Raw genomic sequence first — 17,716 nt, 5'->3', positions numbered from 1 at the left:
GACCCCTCGGTGGGTTCAGCGGGTGTGATGGTGCTGGGGATTCTGTGCGGGACGGGGCAGACCCGGCAGTGCGGTGGGCGGTGGGCCGGGCCTGGGCGCGCGAGCGCGGGTGGTGAGCTGCGGGGGGCGGGAGCGTGCTGCGTGGGTGCGGGCGCTCAGCGGCCTGCGAGCCATCCCCAGGCGGCGGCCGACTTCGTCGTAGACGTCGTTGCCCGCCCGCGGCCGGACCGCGACGACGTGGATCTCCTTGTGGTGCGCGGCATCTGCGGGCGCCGGGCGGACGCCATAGACCACGCGCCAGTCCTTCCGCGAATCCACGAACAACTTGCGGTAGCCCTCCAGATCACCGTCGAGACGCAGCCCGAAGCGTTCCGCGTTCACGACTTCCTGCAGGTAGGTAAGGGTGAGGTCGCGGATGTCGCTGGGAGCCTGGAGGAGATCGGTCAGCGCGCGGGGGTCGAAGCTCAGTCCGAAGGCGGGCTGTCCCTGTCCCGCGGTCATGACGTCGGCTCGTCCGGCTCGGCGGGTTCGGCGGGTTCGGTGGGCTCGGCGGGTTCGGTGGTTTCCGCGGCGGCTGCCGTCTCCGTGCGCACGGACGGCGGCGGTCCTGGCAGCAGACGGTGCGCGGGCCGTTCGGGAGAGGTCATGCAGGCCGACAGGGGCCCGCCCGGAGCGCGGATCGCCGCAACGGCATGCGTAAGGAAGTCCCGGTGCCACACGAACAGGCCACTCAATCCGGCCTCGGGATCCTTGTGCTGCTGGTAGGCGAGCCACAGCGCGTGGAGCCAGGCCACGACATCGTCGTGCTCCTGCCACTGCAGGCACCAGGGCGCCGCGGTGGTGACCTCCGACCCGTACACCGGGAGGAAGAAGTCGTCGACCCAGTCGCTGAGCGCGTCGAGTTCGTCCTCCCGCTCCTCCCCGTCGAGTTCCAGGATCGGTCGGGGCTCCGGTGGAGCGGCGGCAGGCGGCCCCCCGAACCCCGGCATCCCAAACGCGGCAAACGGCGATCCGCTCGGCTCCGGGGCGGAAGCGAGGTGGTCGATCTGCTGTGCCTGTTGTGCGGACTGCTCCATGAGCCGTCTGACGCTCGCCTCGATTCCCTCCAGCTGTGGATCGGGAATGCGTACTGGCTCCAACTCCCCATCGTCGGGCGGGTTTATGGATTCGGGCATGAAAAGGCTGGGCCTCCTACGAGACGTGGAATGAGAGAAGGGGTAGCGCGGCGATGCGCGGAGCGACCGGTGGGCGACAAGTACGCGTCTGCGGATTGCCGACCAGAGCGTCGGCCGCTGTGACGAGAAGCGCGTTCGCGGCTCAGACGGTGAGAGTCACGTCGTCTTGCGTGAGGGTCTGGCGGATCGTTTCGGTGAGCCGGTCGGCCGCGATCGACGCGTAGTGCTCGGTCTTCTCCACGCCGATGAAGTCCCGGCCTTCCAGCAGAGCGGCGACGCCCGTGGAACCGGAACCTGCACAGAAGTCGAGCACCGTGCCGCCCTCGGGGCTGATCTTGACCAGCTCCCGCATGACCTCAACGGGCTTCTGCGTGATGTGCTGGCGCTTCGCCCCCGAGGGCTGCGACGCCGAGTACATGCCCGGCAGGTAGACCGGGTTGCGGGAGCCGTCGATCGGGCCCTTGGACGCCCAGATGATGAACTCGCAGTTCTGGGTGAACCTGCCCTTTTGCGGCCTGGCCTGCGGCTTGTGCCAGGCCAGCACACCGCGCCACAGCCATCCGGCCGCCTGGATCGCGTCCGTGGTGGTCGGGAGCTGGCGCCAGTCGGTGAACAGCAGTGCCGTGCCACCGGTCTTCGTCAGGCGGTGGGCCTCGGTCATGATCTGCGTCAGCCAGAACGCATACGACCTCTGGTCCATGTTCTCGCCGGTGAAGTCAGCGAGTTCGTGCTTGGCATCGGCTGAGGTGTACTTCTGCTTCGCGGAACGGGTCGTGCGCTCCTTCGCCGTCCGCCCACCGCTGTTGTACGGGGGGTCGGTGATGACGGAGTCGACGCAGGCGTCCGGAAGGCCGGAGAGAGCACTGAGGGCGTCGCCCTGGTGAAGGGAAAAAGGCAAAGAGGAACCCCTATTCGGGTGCGGAAACGCGGAGGGAACTTCCCGTCTCGCACGGGAGTCCTCGCGGGCCAGAAGTGGGCATGCAGAAGCCCAGGGCCACAGACCGAGGAGGGCGAGGGGGAGTTCAAATACTGTAGGGGCGGATCCGCCGACGACCAAGAAATACGTCGCCGAGGTGCCGGATTCCGATACCTCACGCCGACTTTTTGGCCAACCGCCAATCCGCGCCTACTGTTTTTGAACCGCCCGGCGCACACCGCCGCTGGCGAATCCCGCCACATCTCACGGAGGTACCCCCTGCCCCGGCACACCTAGCTCACGGCCAGGCCACGCGAAGCGAGCGGCAACTCGCCCGCGCCGGCCCGTCCCGATCGCCCACCCCGGCCACCGCGCCCTTCCCTCACGCCTCGCGCACGCGGCACGCCGAACACCGCACCCCGAAGGACACGTTTCATGACGTCTCGCTACCCACCCATGCCCGAAAACGCTGACCGACGAGCGGTCCGCTCCGGTTGAAGGCGCTCGCCGCCGGCCTCGGCGTCGTCTTCCTCTCCCCGATCCTGATCGCCGGCACCGGCATGATGATGGCTTCCTCCGCCGACGCCGTGCAGAGCAGCGGCTCCTTCAGCAACTGCCTGACCGACATCGACACGGACAAGGTCGCCGAACAGGTCACCAAGATCCTCGACGGGGCGTCGGGCAAGAACGTCCACATCAAGGACCTCGATCTGCCCGGCGAGCAGGTCCCCAACGCCCAGACGATCGTGGCCGCCGGCCTCTCTCTCGATGTCCCCAAGAAGGGGCAGGTCGTCGCGCTCGCCACGGCGATGCAGGAGAGCCGACTGCGCAATCTCAACTACGGCGACAGGGACTCCCTCGGCCTGTTCCAGCAACGCCCTTCACAAGGCTGGGGCAGCGCCGAACAGATCCGTGACCCGGTCTACGCAAGCGAGCAGTTCTACAAGCACTTGCTCAAGGTGAGCGGCTGGCAGCAGATGAGCGTCACCCAGGCCGCCCAAGCCGTGCAGAAGTCCGGCCTGCCGGACGCATACGCCAGGTGGGAGAACCTGGCCACCGCGTTGCAGGACGCCATCGTCAAGACCTTCCCGGGTGGCGGCAACAACGCGGACGGCAAGGACGTGGGCCAGGGGAAGAAGCCGTCGACCAAGACGACCGGCTGCTCTCCCGTCCAGGACGGCTCCGGCTTCGGCCGCATCCCCGAGGGGAGCGTCCCGAAGGGCTATGCGATCCCCAAGGACGCCGATCCGAAGGCGCGCAAGGCCATCGAGTGGGCCATGCACCAGCTCGGCACGCTCTACCAGTGGGGCGGATCCTGCACCGACTCGCACGGCCCCGACCCCATGGGCCGCTGCGACTGCAGCTCCCTGATGCAGCAGGCGTACGCGCACGTCGGCGTCACGCTCACCCGCACCACGTACACGCAGGTCAAGGAGGGCAAGGCGGCCTCTCCCGCTCAACTCAAGCCTGGTGACCTGCTCTTCAGCCGCGGCAGCGCCGCACGGCCGGAGCACGTCGGCATGTACATGGGCAAGGGCCTCGTCATCGAGGCGCCGCGCACCACCAAACCGGTCCGGATCACCCCACTCAAGGACTGGACGATCCTCGCCGCCCGCCGCGTCATCTGATCCCGGTCAGCCCGCAGGCCGCCGTCGCCAGAACTTCACCGGCGGCCTGCCCGGCACCAGACACCGGAAGTCAACTCCCGACCTCTCAACGTGGCTTCGCGCAGCTGGCCGCCCTAGCAGGACGAGCGGGCGGCCCACTCCCTAGCCCCCCATACCCCGGAGCATCCACGTGACAATCCACTCCCGTGTCCGGCGCGCCCTCGCGGCCAGCTCGATCGGCCTCGCAGTTGCCGCCGGCGGCCTGGCCAGCGCCTCTACAGCCCAGGCGTACGACACCGGCCACACGACGATCTCGTGCAAGGCGGTCAAGGTCCACAAGGATCCCGCGAAGAAGTCCGCCGTCGTAGGCATCGCCTACCGGCACGACAAGGTCACCTATGACCAGTTCGCGTACAAGCGTGCAGAGAAGACCTGGTACACCCGCGGCACGGTGACCCGGAAGTCCGACGGCAAGAAGATCCGCGGATACATGATCTACGACTGCGCCAACCCGTACGAGTCGAACCCGGCGCCGAAGCCGCCGATTCCGAAGTAGCACGCCCGGCAGCCCTCCCTGGCCTCAGCCGAAAAGGCGGCTTCGAAGCCGCGCCCCGGCCCGAGGAGTTGCCTCCCCGCTGCCTCTGACCGAAGCAGGTCCGGGCAAGCCGCCGCCGCGGCCACTTCCGCGCCCCGAGCGCACCTCCCCCTCCGCATTCCCCTTTTCCGCTGGTCCTCACCTGGCCCGCGCATGCAAGGAGCTCCGCCACGCCTACGCCCGCCCCTCTCACAGACCGCGTCATACAGCTCGCCTACGACCCAGGAATATCACCCAAGGGCGGCGGATTGCCCGGCCTCGCCGTTCTGAAGAACGTCGTCAACAGCATCAACATGTTCGGCATCATCGCCGTCGTCGGCGCCCTCGCCGTCTCGCTCGGCGTCTGGGCCTGGGGTCACCACACCGGTGGGCACCAGGCAGAGGCCAATGGAAAGAAGGGCGCGGTCGTCGCCGCGGGCGCCGCCCTCGGCCTGGGTGCCGCGAACGGAATCGTGGCCTTCTTCTCGGCCCTCGGATCTCAGGTCCATTGATGCAGAAACGATTTCCCTCCCTGTCGCTGTCCTCGTACGGCGCGGGCTGGTCTGCAAACCGGCGCATCGCAATCGTCGCTGCCGCCGTCGCCGCCCTGCTCGCCATCGCCGGGATCGTCGCCCTACTGACCGGCGGCGGCAACGACCACCAAGCCCCGGACACCGCCGCGCCCGCCCCGGACAGCAGCCCGTCCCCCTCCGAGGCCGCCCCGAAGCCTTCCTCCGGATCCGGATCGGTGCCCAAGCCTCCGCAGATCTCCGAACCGATCACCTACGCCAAGGCGGCGGCCCAGATGCTGTGGTCCTACGACACCCGCAACACCAGCCGCGACCAGCAGCTCGCCGGCATGCGCGCGTGGATGACGACCGAGACCAAGTACAGCGACTGGGCCTCTATCTCCGGCCAGGTGCCCGATCCGGTGCTGTGGTCACGGATGGCCGATCAGGACCAGCACGCCACCGCCAACGTCACCGAGGGCCACTACCCCTCCGCCTTCAAGGCGGCCCTGGCCGACGACCCCTCCGCGATCACCGAGGCGTACATCTACGTCGTCACCGTCAATGGCAAGCAGACGCTCAGCTGGAAGAAGGGCGGCGGCGGAGCCGAGGAAAGGGCCGTGACCCTCGCCGTGCAGTGCCGCCCGAGCCACGACTGCACTCTGGCCGCCATCGCACCGAGCGTCACGCAGTGACCCGCACCTGAGACAAAGAAGGGAGGAGTAACTCCTCGTGGGTTTCTGTGATTTCCCCCTGGCCGACAAGCTGTGTGCCGTCGGCGACGCGGTCGACTTCGCCTCGGACCCCGGCAAGGCCATCGGTGACTGGATGGCCAAGTCCGCCGGTGAACTGGCTGCCGCCGCAGCCGATCTGGCCGCCGAAGCCGTCAACACCACCACGAAGGTCGACCTCAACGCGACGTGGTTCGTCGACAACTACGAGATGTTGCTGCCACTGGGCCTGGTCTTGCTGGTCGCAACCTTCTGCGCGCAGCTGGTCCGGGCCGCCATCCGGCGCGACGGACAAGCGCTCACCCAAGCGTTCACCGGCACCATGAGCGGCGTCCTGTTCGCCTTCTGCGCCATCGCCTTCACCACGGTCGCCGTCGAAGTGGTCGACGCCGTCAGCGACGGCCTGTTCAAAACCGCGCACCTCAACATCGAGTCCGCCGTACGACGCATCGTGAAGGTCAACCAGATCGGCGGCCTGGCCGGCCTGGGCTGGCTCGTGCCAGTCGTCGCCGGGCTCGGCGCCGCCATCGGCGCGTTCCTCTACTGGTGCGTGATGATGGTCCGCAAGGTCGGCATTCTCGTGATGGTCACCCTCGCCGTCTTCGCATCCGCAGGCGGCGGCTGGGAGGTCGCCCGGCGCTGGCGCAAGGGCTGGATCGAGGCCACCGCCACTCTGGTCGTCTCCAAGCTCCTGATGACCGTGATCTTCGTACTCGGCATCGCCGCCATGGGCAAAACTGAGGCGAAGGACGGCATCGCCGCACTGGCCGACGTCATGTCCGGCATCGTGATCATGGTCCTGGTGCTGCTGTGCCCGTACGCCGTCTTTAAGTTCGTGCACTGGGCGGCCGATGGCACCGACGGCGAGTCCATCCACCGAGCCGGTGGCGCCGGAGCGCAGATCGCGAAGGCGCATGCCGAGAAGGCCGCTCGCAAGGCCGCCTCGGCGGCGGCCACTGCCGGAACCGGCGGCGCTGCCGCCGGTGCAGGCGCCGCGCCACAAGGCCCAGACGTTGGTGGCGGGGGCGGATTCCCCGGCGACATCTCCTCCAATCCGACCGGCGGAGGCAGCGAAGGCAAGGACGGTCCGCAGAGCGGCGGAACGGGCGTCTCGCCGGGCGGCGATACCGTCAAGTCCGGTCTGGAAAAGGCCGTTCAGCCCGCTCCGACGAACGTGTCCGACGACACCAGCAGCCAGATGGGCGGAAGCCCGGGGCCGGATGGATCCGGCACGAATGCCGCGTCCGGCCAGGGCGGCGGATGGCAGTCCGCTCCGCCGACCACGACCCCGCCGCCACAGGGCGCACCCCCGTCCTCCGGCTCACAGAACGCCACGTCGAGCGGGTCGGCCTCACCGCCGCCGCCACCGGCCGGCCTCTGATCCCCTGCCCGACTCCTGGGGGCGGGACGTGCCCGTCACCTCCCGCCCCCGGGTTCCACCCGCGTCTTCAGGACCCGCCCCTTGACTGATCTTTCCGTCGCCCCGGTCACGGTGAAGTTCCCGCACCGGTCCCGCCGCGGCATTCTTCTCGGCCTCTCTCTGCCCCAACTCGTCCTCGTTTCCTGCACGCTGGCGCTGCTGCTGATGACAGTGGTCTCCACAGGGCTGCTCGGCGCTATTGCCCTGGCCCCCCTGTGGGCCGCGTCGGGTGCACTCGTCGCGATCCGGCGGCACGGCCGCTCATTGATCGACTGGGCCCCGATCGTCGCCCGCTACGCCCAGCGCCGCCGCACCGGGCAGACCCTCTGGCTCGCCCGGCCCGTCACTCGGCCCCGGCAGGACGGAGTCCTCCACCTGCCGGGCACCGCCGCCTCGCTGAAGGTGGTCACCCCCGGCGACTCCGCCACCGGCGCCGCGGCCGTGCACGACCCGCACCAGCAGACCCTGACCGCTATCGCCCGCGTCAGCTCGCGCGCCTTCGTCCTCCTCGACCCGGCCACCCAGAACCACCACGTGAGCAGCTGGGGACGCGCGCTGGCAGGCATCGCCCGCACCGGACACATCGCCACCGTCCAGGTGCTGGAACGCACCGTTCCCGACAGCGGCGACACCCTCACCCGCCACTGGACCCGGAACGGGCAGCCCCAGGCCCCCGTCGCCGGGCAGATCTACTCCGAGCTGGTCGCCTCGGCCGGCCCCGCCGCCGCCCCGCACGAGACCTACCTCGCCATCTCCCTCGACCTCAAGGCCGCCCGCCGCCTCGTCAGCCAGGCCGGTGGTGGGCTGCCCGGCGCGTTCACCGTCATGGAGCAGACCACCGCCTCCATCGCCCAGGCCGCCCGCAACGCCGGACTCCAGGTCACCGGCTGGCTGACGTCGCGAGAGATCGCCGCCGTGATCCGCACCGCCTACGACCCCAACGCGCTCGCCGCACTCCAGCAGTGGTCCGAGACCGGCCGCGCCGAGGCCGACCCGGCAGCCGCCGGGCCCGTCGTCCAGTTCGAGGAGTTCGACCGCCTCACCACTGACAGCGCACGGCACGCAACGTACTGGGTGGAGAACTGGCCGCGGACCGAGATGGGCGCCGGATTCCTGCACGGAATCATGTTCACCGCCGGCGTGCGCCGCAGCCTCTCCCTCGTCTACGTGCCGCAGGGGCTCGAGTCCGCGCTGCGCGACGTCCAGCGGAAGAAGGCAGCGATCATCGCCGACGCCAACGAGCGCGCGCGGCGCGGGCAGGTCGACAGCGAGGAGGACTCCGTGGAGTACGCCGACGTCAAAACACGCGAACGCCAGCTCATCGCCGGGCACGCCGACGTGGCGCTGACCGGCCTGGTCACCGTCACCGCCGAGACCGATGCCCTCCTGGACGCCGCCTGCGCACAGATCGAGACCCACGCCGTCACCTCCGGCGTCGACCTGAGACGGCTGAACTACCAGCAGCCGGACGCCTTCGCGCTCACCGCGCTCCCGCTCGCCCGCACCGCCCTATGAGCCGGGCTCGTCCCCGCCAGTCCTCACCCTGGCCCGCTGCTCTTCGATCATCCGTGACAGACCACCCCTCACCACCCCTGCCGGCAGGCAGGAAGGACCACCACCTTTGACCTCTCCCACGCGTCCGGATGACGCGCACCCCTACCTTCGCGCCGCGAGCGCCGGAGTCCGCCATCACACCCGGGCCCTTGCACCGTCGGAGGCGAACCCACCCCGGCCGACGGACCGCGTGCACCTCGACGTGCTGCACGCCCACCTCGCCGCCCTGCTCCAACTTCTGGACCGGCTCGCCGAAAACGCCCGGCCACCGCATCCCGCAGCCGGCCGCCACCTCGCCACCGCGCACACCCACCTCTGGCAGGCCACCAGCGAGATCCACTCCGCCTTCCACTTGCTGCCCAGCACCACCGCAGCAGAAGCCGAACCGAGCGCATGCCATCCAGAGCGGCTGCCCGAGGGGCCGCCCGTGCTCACGATCTGCCAGCGCCACCTCGCCGCCGGACACGTCACGCGCCGCAAGACCACCCCCACCGACCTCCGCCCGCACACAACGGCCTGCGTGCGTTGAGCACCACCCGCAGAAACGAGGGCCCCCGATGAGCCACCGGCCCGCCCGCCGCGCCCGCCGCGCATCCGCCAGCCCGCTCTTCACCCCCCATGGCACCGACCGCGCCAGCCGCAAGGCAGCGCGCCGCCAGCTCGCCGAGGCCACCGCCAAGGTCCGCGCGGAAGCCAGCGCCCACCAGGCCGAGAGCGCATCCACCGAGCATGAGACGCCCGCAGCGCTCTACCCGCCCAGCGGGCGCCCCGGCCCCGCCTCCGCGCGCAAGAACCGGCTGAAGCTGCCCGCCCACCGCATGACCACAGCCGTCGCGGCGGGGGCGTATCCGTTCCTGGCCGAAGGCGGACTTGGCGCCGAGGGCGTGTACATCGGGCGCGACGTCCACGCCGAAGCCAGCTTCGTCTTCGACCCGTTCGCGCTGTACGGCAAGGTCGAGGGATTCACCAACCCGAACCTCCTGCTCGCCGGAGTGATCGGCCAGGGCAAGAGCGCGCTCGCCAAGAGCTTCGCGCTGCGTTCGGTGGCCTTCGGCTACCGCGTCTACGTTCCGTGTGACCCGAAGGGCGAGTGGACGCCGGTGGCGGAAGCCCTGGGCGGCCGGTCCGTCGCTCTCGGGCCAGGTCTGCCTGGACGACTGAACCCCCTGGACGCGGCCCCGCGTCCGGAGAGCGTGTCCGAGGCCGACTGGGTCGGCGAGATCCGCAAGCGCCGACTGCTCCTGCTCGGTTCCCTGGCCCGCACCGTCCTGGGCAGGGACCTGATGCCCATGGAGCACACCGCCCTGGACGTCGCCCTGGACGCCGTCGTCACCCGCGCCGCCGACACGCACCGCACACCGCTGCTGGGCGACGTCGCCACCACGCTCAACGACCCCAGTGCGCTCCACGAGGCCGCCGGCATGATGTCGGGCCAACTCGGCGACGCTGCACGCGACCTTGCCCACGCCATGCGCAGGTTGGTCCACGGCGACTTGGCCGGCATGTTCGACGCCCCCTCCACCGTGAGCTTCGATCCGAACGCGCCCATGCTCACCATCGACCTGTCCCGCCTCGGCGGGTCCGGCGACGACACCGCCCTCGTCCTGGCGATGACCTGCGCCTCCGCCTGGATGGAGTCCGCCCTCTCCGACCCCTCCGGCGGCCGGCGCTGGATCGTGTACGACGAGGCATGGCGGCTGATGCGGCACGTCGGCCTGCTGCAGCGCATGCAGGCCCAGTGGAAACTCTCCCGCGGCCTCGGCATCGCCAACCTCATGGTCATCCACCGGCTGTCCGACCTACTCACCGCCGGCGACGCCGGATCACAGGGTCGTGCCCTGGCCGAAGGACTCCTCGCCGACTGCAGTACCCGCATCATTTACCGCCAGGAGACAGACCAACTCCACGCCGCGGCCTCCCTGCTCGGCCTGACCTCCGTCGAAATGGACGCCATCGCCCACCTCAACCGAGGGCGCGGCCTGTGGAAAGTCGCCGGACGATCTTTCATCGTGCAACACCTCCTGCACAGCCACGAGCTGGCGCTCTTCGACACCGACGCCCGGATGCACTGAAACAACCGGAGGCCCATGAAATCCGACATCCAGCGCGAATTTCTGCCGCGCGATGACACCGTCCAACTCATCAGCACGCTCAACTCGATGAAGGACAAACTGCTCGATGGTGCCCAGCAGTGGGAGCTGCTGGACGAGAGCGGGCGCGTGCCGGCCGCGCCCTCCTACACTGCGCTGCTCCAGCACGCTGTCGACGCGCAGGAACTCTCCCGCGAAGTCCTGCGGCTGACGGCTGACTTCGCCCAGAGTCCGCACAGCGCAACCCGCGTGGGCGGCGCCGTCCTGGCCCATCTTGCCACTGCAGTCTCCATGTCAAGCCATGCTGCACCGCACTTCGCCGAAACCGCCGAGAACGCTCTGTCACTTCCTCGGTCCTCCCACCCGACCGATCGGCAGCACCTCACGAATCGCATGGTCATCGACCACGCCTCGGCGCGAGCGTTCCTGCGTCGCACATCGGAGTCTCTACGCGACGCAGCAAGGGAACTCGACGACCACCTCGGCTTCCAACGCTTCCTCTCGGCGCTGGCACCACGGCAAACCCCGGCACTCCCACCGCCCAGGCCGAGCAGTCGCCATCGCTAGCCCGCCTCACAGAACCGACACCACCACCGCAAGGAGTCCCCTGAACCGCCCCGCTCATTTCAGCGACGCCGACTGGGCCGATTACCAGCAGTGCCAGGCCGAGCACGACGACCTCATGGCGCAGGTCGCCGACCGCGAAGCCCAGATGGAACACGGCCTGATCGCCGCCTACGACGAGTACGAACTCGACTTCACTCCGGTTCCGGAGCCCAATCCCGCCCACCGGACACCACCGCCGCACCGCACGCCCACCTCCCGCGGGAGAAGCCGTGGGCGCTGACGGCATCCGCGGTGGTGACCACACGGCTCCGCTCGCGCCGCTTCCCGACCATCGCAATGTGTCCACCGCCTGGTGGCAGGAGTTGTGGCGCCGCCACGCGCGCATCACCACGCCACTGCGGAAGCGTGGGCTGGAGTGCGACATCGAGTTCGGCCTCAGCGCGTACATCGTGCGTGTATCGCTTCCCGACGACAGCTACTTGATCATCGGCCCGCCGCAGGAGCCCCCCTCCCTCCGCCCACCGGGGGATCCGGAGGGCTGGATCGTGACGCGTGAGCACCCGGACGACCAGGCGCTGTTCGAGGTCATCTACGACTCGGCTTCCTCCGCCGACGCTAGTTCCCCCCAGCGGCCCGAGGCCCGCCACGGCGGCAGCGTCCGCCCCCTGGTCGCGGCGATCGGTCATCGCCTCGACCAGCTCGGGCTGGTACCGAACACCACCCCGGCGCCCAAAGGCACCCCCTCAGCTGGCCGGCCCACCGTCTATGGCTACGGCGACGCGATGCGCGCTCTGACCGACCGGCTCCACGGAGCCGAATCGCACGCGGACGCCGCTGCCCTGCTGCACCAGGTCCTGGATCCGTTCGATGGCCTGCTCGCACAGCTCGGTGAGTTCTTCGAAGCAGCCGGCGAGAAGGCCAAGGAAGCCGAGGAAGACGACGGCTTCGACCTGTACGACGACTTCGCCGAAGCCGCCGCCGAGATCCGCAACATCGGAGAGGTCCTGCACGTGGCGGAGGACCGGATGCGGGCATTGACCCCGCTCGCGCCGGCCCCGCAGCTCACGTCGACCCCAGCCCATATGCCGCCTTCTCCCCCGCGAGCCCTCCCGACGGCACGACCGCGGTCCGCGCGCTGACGCCGGACCACCGCCTCTTCCCGGAACACATGACCCCACCGCGCACCGACCTGTCCGCCTTCGCCGCTGGCCTGGCCGACCGTCTGCCCGGCGCATGGACCAGCGAGTACCAGCGCCACGCGCAGTACGCGGACCAGTTCCCCCGCACCGAGCAACTCTGGGACGCCGGCCACGTAGGCCACATCGTCAGCCAGTACGTCCTCACCCACGCAGCTGTACTCCGCGGACCGGCCGACCAGCGGCTGTATGTGACCGACCGGCCCCGTTATCCGCAGCAATTCGTCGTCGCCCCACTCGCTCCCGCGGGCCCGAATATCAAGCCTCACCACTTCGACGCGGTCGCGGAGCCCAACGGCATCGCCGTTTCCCAAGATCCTGCGCGGGCCGCCGCACACGTCACCCGACGGGTGCTTCCCCGCTACGAACAGGCTCTGCGAGCAGTCCTCGACAACACGGTGGCCCAACCCGACCTCCCGCACCGGACCCGCCCTCCGCAGGTCGACCAGGTTCTCACCCTGACCTTGTACAGCGACGGAGCCCTCGGTGCGCCCTACGAGAGCGTGCCGGTCGATGCCCGCACGACGCTGTACGCCCACGGATTCCAGTACCACCCGCACCAAGCGGCGTTCCTCCTGCCCACCGCTTACGGGGACCGTGGTCGCGCCCTCCGCGTGCACGGCGTGGTCCAGCAGCTCACCGCCAAGGGCATCGGGGTGAACCTGCGCCACGCCGCTCCGGTCACGACCGCGGTGCTGCCGCCCTCACAGCCCGCAACCGTCCGCAGCCATCACCGCTGACCACGCCTTCGCCCGGATGACGGTCTACGGCAGCGCCGGGGAGGTGCACCCTGCGCTATCTCGGCACTCCCTCCGGGCCTGACATACGGGCCGCCATGAGCGCGGGACGCCTGGGCTGTATGACCACCCCCGCCCAGGGCAGCCGCATCCCCGAAGGCAGCCTGTATGCCTGCGACAACTCCAAGTTCGGCAGCGACGGCAAGGGCCGCTACTGGCCCGGTGCCCAGGCGTGGTTCGCCTGGCTGTCCCGGACCGTCGACAGGTACGGGCCGGATCGCTGTCTGTGGGCCCTTGCCCCCGACGTGCCGTTCGACGCCGCCGGCACGCTGACCGAGTCGCTGCCGTGGCTGGCCCGCATCCGTGAGCTGGGTGTCCCTGCCGCCTTCGCGGCCCAGGACGGCTGTGATCAACCCGGACTGCTGCCTTGGGACAACCTCGATGTCCTGTTCCTGGCCGGATCGACCGAATGGAAGCTCGGCCCGGTCGCCGAACGGCTGTCCCGCGAGGCCAAGACCCGCGGCAAGGGCGTCCACATGGGCCGCGTCAACTCCCGTTCCCGCCTGGGGATCGCCGAGTGGTTCGGCTGCGACAGCGCCGACGGCACCTACCTCGCTTACGGGCCCGACAAGAACCTGCCCAAGCTCCTCAAGTGGCTCGACGAACTCGACGGCGCCCCCTCCCTCCTCGGCTCCCTGCCGAGCACCACATCCACACGCGAAGACGTCCGCCGCCGCGCGCCGCCGCGTCACCTGCCGCCCGCGGGGACACCCGCTCCTGCCGCATCCGCGGCCAGACGTCCAGGCCCTCGAACCCGCTGATCGCGCTGGCACTCGCTAACAGTTCCAGGAGTCCATCTGCCCTTCCTCTACGACCAGATCAGTCAGCTGTACTCGCTGGCCGAGCGCATTCACGACGCGGCCGACGAACTGCCGCTGAACGACGCGGTGTACTCCGGCAGCGCCGACCTCGACGAACTCGACGACCGCGTCCGCGACGTCGCCGGACTGATCACGCACCTCACCACCGCGGCGGCCTTCGCCGACCGCACCCTCCGTCTCGGCCGTGACCCCGAGGCGGAGATCACCCGGCTCACGGTCACCCAGCTCACGCACACGGCCGGCGCCCTGGGGCACGCCCTGGCGGACCTCGGTGACGCCGTCGCCCACGCCGGTGCCCTGCACCAGCTCGCCGCCTCACCCCGCTCGGCGCAGCGCACCACGTCGATGGAGTCCACTCGCGCTCTGCTGCACGCCCGGATCGACAGCACCCGCGGCCGACTCAACAAGGCGGGTGCCCGACTCCACCAAGCGGCCGACCGGCTCACCGCCCCGCCCACCGCTCCCCGCAGTCTGCGCGCGAGCGCCACCGCCCCCGTTCCCCTGCCCCGCTCAGCTGCCTCCCGCACCCGCTGACCCACTCCCAAGTCCCTGGAGCACCCCCATCCGCAACGCTGCCCGCGCCCTTCCCCTGCTCGTCTCCGCCGCGCTGCTCGCCGGAGCCGCCACCGCCTGCACCAGCGGCGACGACACGTCGGCCGACAAGAAGACCACCCCCTCGCCTGCCGCGCCGAAATCGGCGCCCGCGCTCAGCGACGCGCAGGCCCGCGCCGTCATCACCACCTACTCCAAGACCAACAACGAGGCCAACAAGCAGAGGGACCGTGCCCGGCTCGACACCGTCGAAGACGGCCCGGTGTACGCCATGTCCGTCTCCGACTACACCGAGACCGAGGGCCTGCCCAAGGCAGACCGCAAGCCGTACAAGCCGTGGTCGTACGACGCCTCCCACGCCAAGCTGTACATCCCGCGCTTCACCACCGACAGCGACCGGTGGTTCGCCGCCGCGCTCTCCAGCGAGAAGGGCAAGGACCCGAGCCGCATCGCCCTCTTCGCCGAGCAGCCGAAGGACAAGCGATGGGAGCTGGTCTCCGTCGTCGATCTCGAATCGAGGACGCTGCCGGACATCGCCCTCGACAAGGACGGCCACGCCACCGCAGTCGACGCCACCGGCAACAAGCAACTCGGCGCCGACTCGGACTTGCTGCGCACCGCAGTGATCGACAACTTCGCGACCGGCGGGACGAACACCGGCACCAAGGTCTTCAAGCCGACCAAGGCCAGCCGGCAGCAGATCAAGGTCCACGACGAGACGATCCGCAAGTTCGGGAAGCTGGGCACCACCGTCTTCGCGGGCGCCAGCAACCGGTTCAAGGACGCCTACGCCCTCAAGACAACCGACGGCGCGTTGATCCTCTTCTCGCACACGCATACCCAGACCGACGCCGTTGCGCATTCCGGTCTTCAGATCAACCCCGGCAAGGACGACCGGGCCTGGCTCCACGGCGTGCCCCGCACGTCCATCAAGTACACGTTCGTGTGCAACGACGCCGCCACAGTCCCCGCGAAGGCCGAGCCGTCCCGCCTGATCGGCTACACCTGCGCCCGCACCGACGCCTCCGGCCCTCCCATCCCCTCCTGGTCGGACCGCGCGTAGACGTCTCCCGCCAAGCGCCACCTTGGTGGCCACGAACCGCTCCCCCCCTGCCTGATCCGGAGAAGTCCCTGCCCCCGCACACCACCCCTCTGATCACCGTCGTCATCGCCAGCCGCCTGCGCGAAGACCGGCTCGACTACCTGACCGCCATGCACGCCAGCCTCGCCCGGCAGACCGTGCCCTGGGAAGCCATCGTCGCGCTCGACGGGGCCTCGCCCGACCGACTGCCCGCCGCGCTCGCGCAGGACCCGCGCGTGCACACCCTGGTCGTGCCCCGTCCTGTCGGTGCCGCCTGCGCCAGAAATCTGGCCCTCGCGCAAGTGCGCACCGAGTACTGCAACTGGGCTGATGACGACGATCTGTTCACGGACAACTCCATGTCGGTGCGGCTGAACGCCCTGGAATCGGCCGGAGTGGGCTGGTCTGCGGGATGGAGCGAGGACCTTTACCCGGACGGGAGCACCCGGCTGTGGCGGTGTCCCGCCCCACCCGGCCGGCATGAGGCCGGTGACGTGTGGACGTACTGGCATTCCCCGGCGGACACCATCCCGATCGGGCCGACCACGATCCTTGCCCGTACCGACCTCGTCCGCGCCGCCCCGATGGGGGGCCTCGTCCAGGGCGAGGACTACTGCACGGCCGTCGGCATCACGAATCTCGCCCCCGGAATCCTGCTGCCGGCCCCGGTGTACAGATACCGAAAGCACGTCGGCCAGCTCACGGCCCAGCCCGAATACGACCATCTGGAGGCCGCGGCCCGCGAGCACGCCTGGCAGTACGGCCGCAGCCTGCGCTCCGCGCTTCGCCACCAGCCGGCACCGGCACCAGTTCTCAGTACCCGAGCGTCGGAGCCTTCCGCAGGATCGTCGACTCGCGCGCATCGCTGACCTTCAGGACCACCGACATGACCAACCCGCACCCCGCGGAAATCATCCTCTCGACCAGCCGCGCCCACGGCCTCGTCGCCATCGCGTCCGGCGAGAACTTCCTCCAAGCCCGCGACGCCCTGCAGGAAGCCGGGTTCAACCGCCTACCCGACGGCGCCTTCGCCGCCCCGCCGAGCGAGGAGCAGACAGCCCGCGACACCGCCAGCGCCCTGGTGCACCGCGCCCACGACCACGGCGCGACGATCACCACCAGCCCGCGCCCATACTTCAGCGACACCGGCCAGGAGATCGCCGCGCGGCTCCCCGGTACCTGGAGCGCGAAGCTGGAGATCTACCCCAGCCAGCACTGGCAGGAGGACCTCGTCGGCTCCTTGTGGGACAGCGGAGACCTCCTCCAGACCATGCTCCACGACCGCGTCCCTTATGCGGTCGTGCTGAACGACCACGCCGGCACCGAGCTGCTGCTGATCGAACGCCCCGGGCACACCAGCGGCTATCTCGCGGGAGCCTTCGCCACCAAGGAGTACGACGACAACTGGGACGAGCCGAACGCACCCCGCAGCATCGCGCTGCCCGCCGCCCCGGACCTCGCCGCTCGCGCCGTCGCTCACACCTTCCTGCCCAACTACCGCAGGGCCCTGCACCATCGGCGGCTCGACACCGTCATGACCGCACTGAACCGGATCCGCCCGGAATACGAAACCCTTCAGGCGATCAAGGAATCAGGCCGGCACAGTGCTGGCACGCTGCTCGCCAACTCGCGTCTGCAGCCGGAGATGGAGCGTGCGTTCGCCGACCATGCCTGGCTCTCCTTCCGTGACGTCCTCCAGCACGCCCCGGCTCTGATCGCCCGATGCCGCCCCAAGGCCAGTCCCTGGCCGCAGGATGCTGCCGCACTGGCCCGACTGCGCGAGGCTCTCGCCAACAGCCAGGAGGTCTGGTCCGAGTTCAATGACCTGCGCTCGGAGCTGTACTCCATCCGTACGACTCTGTCGGCCCGCGAGTGGAGCCAGGTCCGTAGCGAACTCGGCGCCGCCGTCCTGCCGGCGATCGAGACGTGGCTTGCCGATGGTGAGACGTTCGAGCGCCAAGCCCGCGCCGCCGTCCCCGGCGGGCACGTGGCTCTGTCTGCGCCCAGCCCGCGGCAGCTCACTTCACGCCCGGCCCAGCCCACCGCTATCCGGCCGGCGAACGCGCACCTCTGATGCCGTAGAGAAAAGGATTCCCCCTCTGTCTGACCACTTCCGCTTCGGCACC

At 69.7% G+C, this 17,716-nt stretch carries 20 protein-coding genes; 17 read left to right on the top strand and 3 right to left on the bottom strand.

The features are described from left to right. Window positions 1–15: 15 nt before the first annotated feature. The 3 genes from ACFYZA_RS07365 to ACFYZA_RS07355 form a co-directional block, all read right to left on the bottom strand. Window positions 16–501, bottom strand: coding sequence for a hypothetical protein (locus ACFYZA_RS07365; protein ID WP_388488196.1), 486 nt, complete (start codon window positions 499–501; stop codon window positions 16–18). Then, window positions 498–1,076 carry a DUF4913 domain-containing protein gene (locus ACFYZA_RS07360; RefSeq protein WP_388489373.1) on the bottom strand — a complete coding sequence of 193 codons (579 nt, stop codon included), beginning with the start codon at window positions 1,074–1,076 and terminating at the stop codon, window positions 498–500. The genes ACFYZA_RS07365 and ACFYZA_RS07360 overlap by 4 nt, the downstream gene beginning before the upstream one ends. 241 nt (window positions 1,077–1,317) lie before the next feature. Next, window positions 1,318–2,073 carry a DNA-methyltransferase gene (locus tag ACFYZA_RS07355; protein ID WP_388488194.1) on the bottom strand — a complete coding sequence of 252 codons (756 nt, stop codon included), beginning with the start codon at window positions 2,071–2,073 and terminating at the stop codon, window positions 1,318–1,320. Window positions 2,074–2,585: 512 nt separating this feature from the next. Here ACFYZA_RS07355 and ACFYZA_RS07350 point away from each other — a divergent pair. The 17 genes from ACFYZA_RS07350 to ACFYZA_RS07270 all read left to right on the top strand — a co-directional run bounded on the left by ACFYZA_RS07350 (window position 2,586) and on the right by ACFYZA_RS07270 (window position 17,664). Next, window positions 2,586–3,719 carry a C40 family peptidase gene (locus ACFYZA_RS07350; RefSeq protein ID WP_388488191.1) on the top strand — a complete coding sequence of 378 codons (1,134 nt, stop codon included), beginning with the start codon at window positions 2,586–2,588 and terminating at the stop codon, window positions 3,717–3,719. Window positions 3,720–3,888: 169 nt separating this feature from the next. Further along, on the top strand, window positions 3,889–4,254 hold the full coding sequence (locus tag ACFYZA_RS07345) for a hypothetical protein (protein WP_388488189.1): 366 nt from the start codon (window positions 3,889–3,891) through the stop codon (window positions 4,252–4,254). A 242-nt stretch (window positions 4,255–4,496) separates the two neighbouring features. Continuing rightward, window positions 4,497–4,784, top strand: coding sequence for a DUF6112 family protein (locus ACFYZA_RS07340; protein ID WP_388489370.1), 288 nt, complete (start codon window positions 4,497–4,499; stop codon window positions 4,782–4,784). Continuing rightward, window positions 4,784–5,476: a hypothetical protein gene (locus ACFYZA_RS07335; protein WP_388488188.1), complete on the top strand. Its 693-nt coding sequence runs from the start codon at window positions 4,784–4,786 to the stop codon at window positions 5,474–5,476. Before ACFYZA_RS07340 ends, ACFYZA_RS07335 begins: the two co-directional genes overlap by 1 nt. 37 nt (window positions 5,477–5,513) lie before the next feature. Beyond that, the gene (locus tag ACFYZA_RS07330) at window positions 5,514–6,893 is read left to right on the top strand and encodes an ATP-binding protein (protein WP_388488186.1); all 1,380 of its coding nucleotides are present in this window, start codon (window positions 5,514–5,516) and stop codon (window positions 6,891–6,893) included. An 81-nt stretch (window positions 6,894–6,974) separates the two neighbouring features. Beyond that, window positions 6,975–8,447: an SCO6880 family protein gene (locus ACFYZA_RS07325; RefSeq protein ID WP_388488184.1), complete on the top strand. Its 1,473-nt coding sequence runs from the start codon at window positions 6,975–6,977 to the stop codon at window positions 8,445–8,447. Between the two features lie 106 nt (window positions 8,448–8,553). Further along, a complete protein-coding gene (locus ACFYZA_RS07320; RefSeq protein WP_388488182.1) occupies window positions 8,554–9,015 on the top strand; it encodes a DUF6238 family protein in 462 nt (153 codons plus the stop codon). A gap of 28 nt (window positions 9,016–9,043) precedes the next feature. Continuing rightward, a complete protein-coding gene (locus tag ACFYZA_RS07315) occupies window positions 9,044–10,558 on the top strand; it encodes a VirB4 family type IV secretion system protein (protein WP_388488179.1) in 1,515 nt (504 codons plus the stop codon). Window positions 10,559–10,573: 15 nt separating this feature from the next. Continuing rightward, window positions 10,574–11,143, top strand: a complete 570-nt coding sequence (locus tag ACFYZA_RS07310; RefSeq protein WP_388488176.1) for a hypothetical protein — start codon at window positions 10,574–10,576, stop codon at window positions 11,141–11,143. A gap of 115 nt (window positions 11,144–11,258) precedes the next feature. Beyond that, window positions 11,259–11,423 (top strand): hypothetical protein, encoded by a 165-nt coding sequence (locus ACFYZA_RS07305; RefSeq protein WP_388488175.1) that lies wholly within the window; start codon window positions 11,259–11,261, stop codon window positions 11,421–11,423. Continuing rightward, entirely contained in the window at window positions 11,413–12,282 is an 870-nt protein-coding gene (locus ACFYZA_RS07300) for a hypothetical protein (RefSeq protein ID WP_388488172.1), read from the top strand. The genes ACFYZA_RS07305 and ACFYZA_RS07300 overlap by 11 nt, the downstream gene beginning before the upstream one ends. A gap of 29 nt (window positions 12,283–12,311) precedes the next feature. Further along, window positions 12,312–13,079, top strand: coding sequence for a hypothetical protein (locus ACFYZA_RS07295; protein WP_388488170.1), 768 nt, complete (start codon window positions 12,312–12,314; stop codon window positions 13,077–13,079). A 95-nt stretch (window positions 13,080–13,174) separates the two neighbouring features. Next, a complete protein-coding gene (locus tag ACFYZA_RS07290) occupies window positions 13,175–13,897 on the top strand; it encodes a hypothetical protein (RefSeq protein ID WP_388488168.1) in 723 nt (240 codons plus the stop codon). A 126-nt stretch (window positions 13,898–14,023) separates the two neighbouring features. After that, window positions 14,024–14,491 carry a hypothetical protein gene (locus ACFYZA_RS07285; RefSeq protein WP_388488165.1) on the top strand — a complete coding sequence of 156 codons (468 nt, stop codon included), beginning with the start codon at window positions 14,024–14,026 and terminating at the stop codon, window positions 14,489–14,491. Continuing rightward, complete coding sequence (locus tag ACFYZA_RS07280) at window positions 14,472–15,572, top strand: hypothetical protein (protein ID WP_388489368.1); 1,101 nt, start codon at window positions 14,472–14,474, stop codon at window positions 15,570–15,572. The genes ACFYZA_RS07285 and ACFYZA_RS07280 overlap by 20 nt, the downstream gene beginning before the upstream one ends. Before the next feature lie 89 nt (window positions 15,573–15,661). Beyond that, the gene (locus tag ACFYZA_RS07275; protein WP_388489365.1) at window positions 15,662–16,459 is read left to right on the top strand and encodes a glycosyltransferase family 2 protein; all 798 of its coding nucleotides are present in this window, start codon (window positions 15,662–15,664) and stop codon (window positions 16,457–16,459) included. A 17-nt stretch (window positions 16,460–16,476) separates the two neighbouring features. Continuing rightward, entirely contained in the window at window positions 16,477–17,664 is a 1,188-nt protein-coding gene (locus ACFYZA_RS07270) for a hypothetical protein (protein WP_388488162.1), read from the top strand. Window positions 17,665–17,716: the final 52 nt, after the last annotated feature.

Source organism: Streptomyces sp. NPDC001828 (genome assembly GCF_042892175.1).
Taxonomy (GTDB): Bacteria; Actinomycetota; Actinomycetes; order Streptomycetales; family Streptomycetaceae; genus Streptomyces.
This window is presented reverse-complemented; position numbering and strand designations above follow the sequence as displayed.

Bases quoted from the DNA above. Each gene is read 5' to 3' on its own strand.
- ACFYZA_RS07335 (WP_388488188.1), top strand. From the start codon at position 4,784: ATGCAGAAACGATTTCCCTCCCTGTCGCTGTCCTCGTACGGCGCGGGC.
- ACFYZA_RS07365 (WP_388488196.1), bottom strand. From the start codon at position 501: ATGACCGCGGGACAGGGACAGCCCGCCTTCGGACTGAGCTTCGACCCC.
- ACFYZA_RS07270 (WP_388488162.1), top strand. From the start codon at position 16,477: ATGACCAACCCGCACCCCGCGGAAATCATCCTCTCGACCAGCCGCGCC.
- ACFYZA_RS07290 (WP_388488168.1), top strand. From the start codon at position 13,175: ATGAGCGCGGGACGCCTGGGCTGTATGACCACCCCCGCCCAGGGCAGC.
- ACFYZA_RS07310 (WP_388488176.1), top strand. From the start codon at position 10,574: ATGAAATCCGACATCCAGCGCGAATTTCTGCCGCGCGATGACACCGTC.
- ACFYZA_RS07305 (WP_388488175.1), top strand. From the start codon at position 11,259: ATGGCGCAGGTCGCCGACCGCGAAGCCCAGATGGAACACGGCCTGATC.
- ACFYZA_RS07315 (WP_388488179.1), top strand. From the start codon at position 9,044: ATGAGCCACCGGCCCGCCCGCCGCGCCCGCCGCGCATCCGCCAGCCCG.
- ACFYZA_RS07295 (WP_388488170.1), top strand. From the start codon at position 12,312: ATGACCCCACCGCGCACCGACCTGTCCGCCTTCGCCGCTGGCCTGGCC.
- ACFYZA_RS07360 (WP_388489373.1), bottom strand. From the start codon at position 1,076: ATGGAGCAGTCCGCACAACAGGCACAGCAGATCGACCACCTCGCTTCC.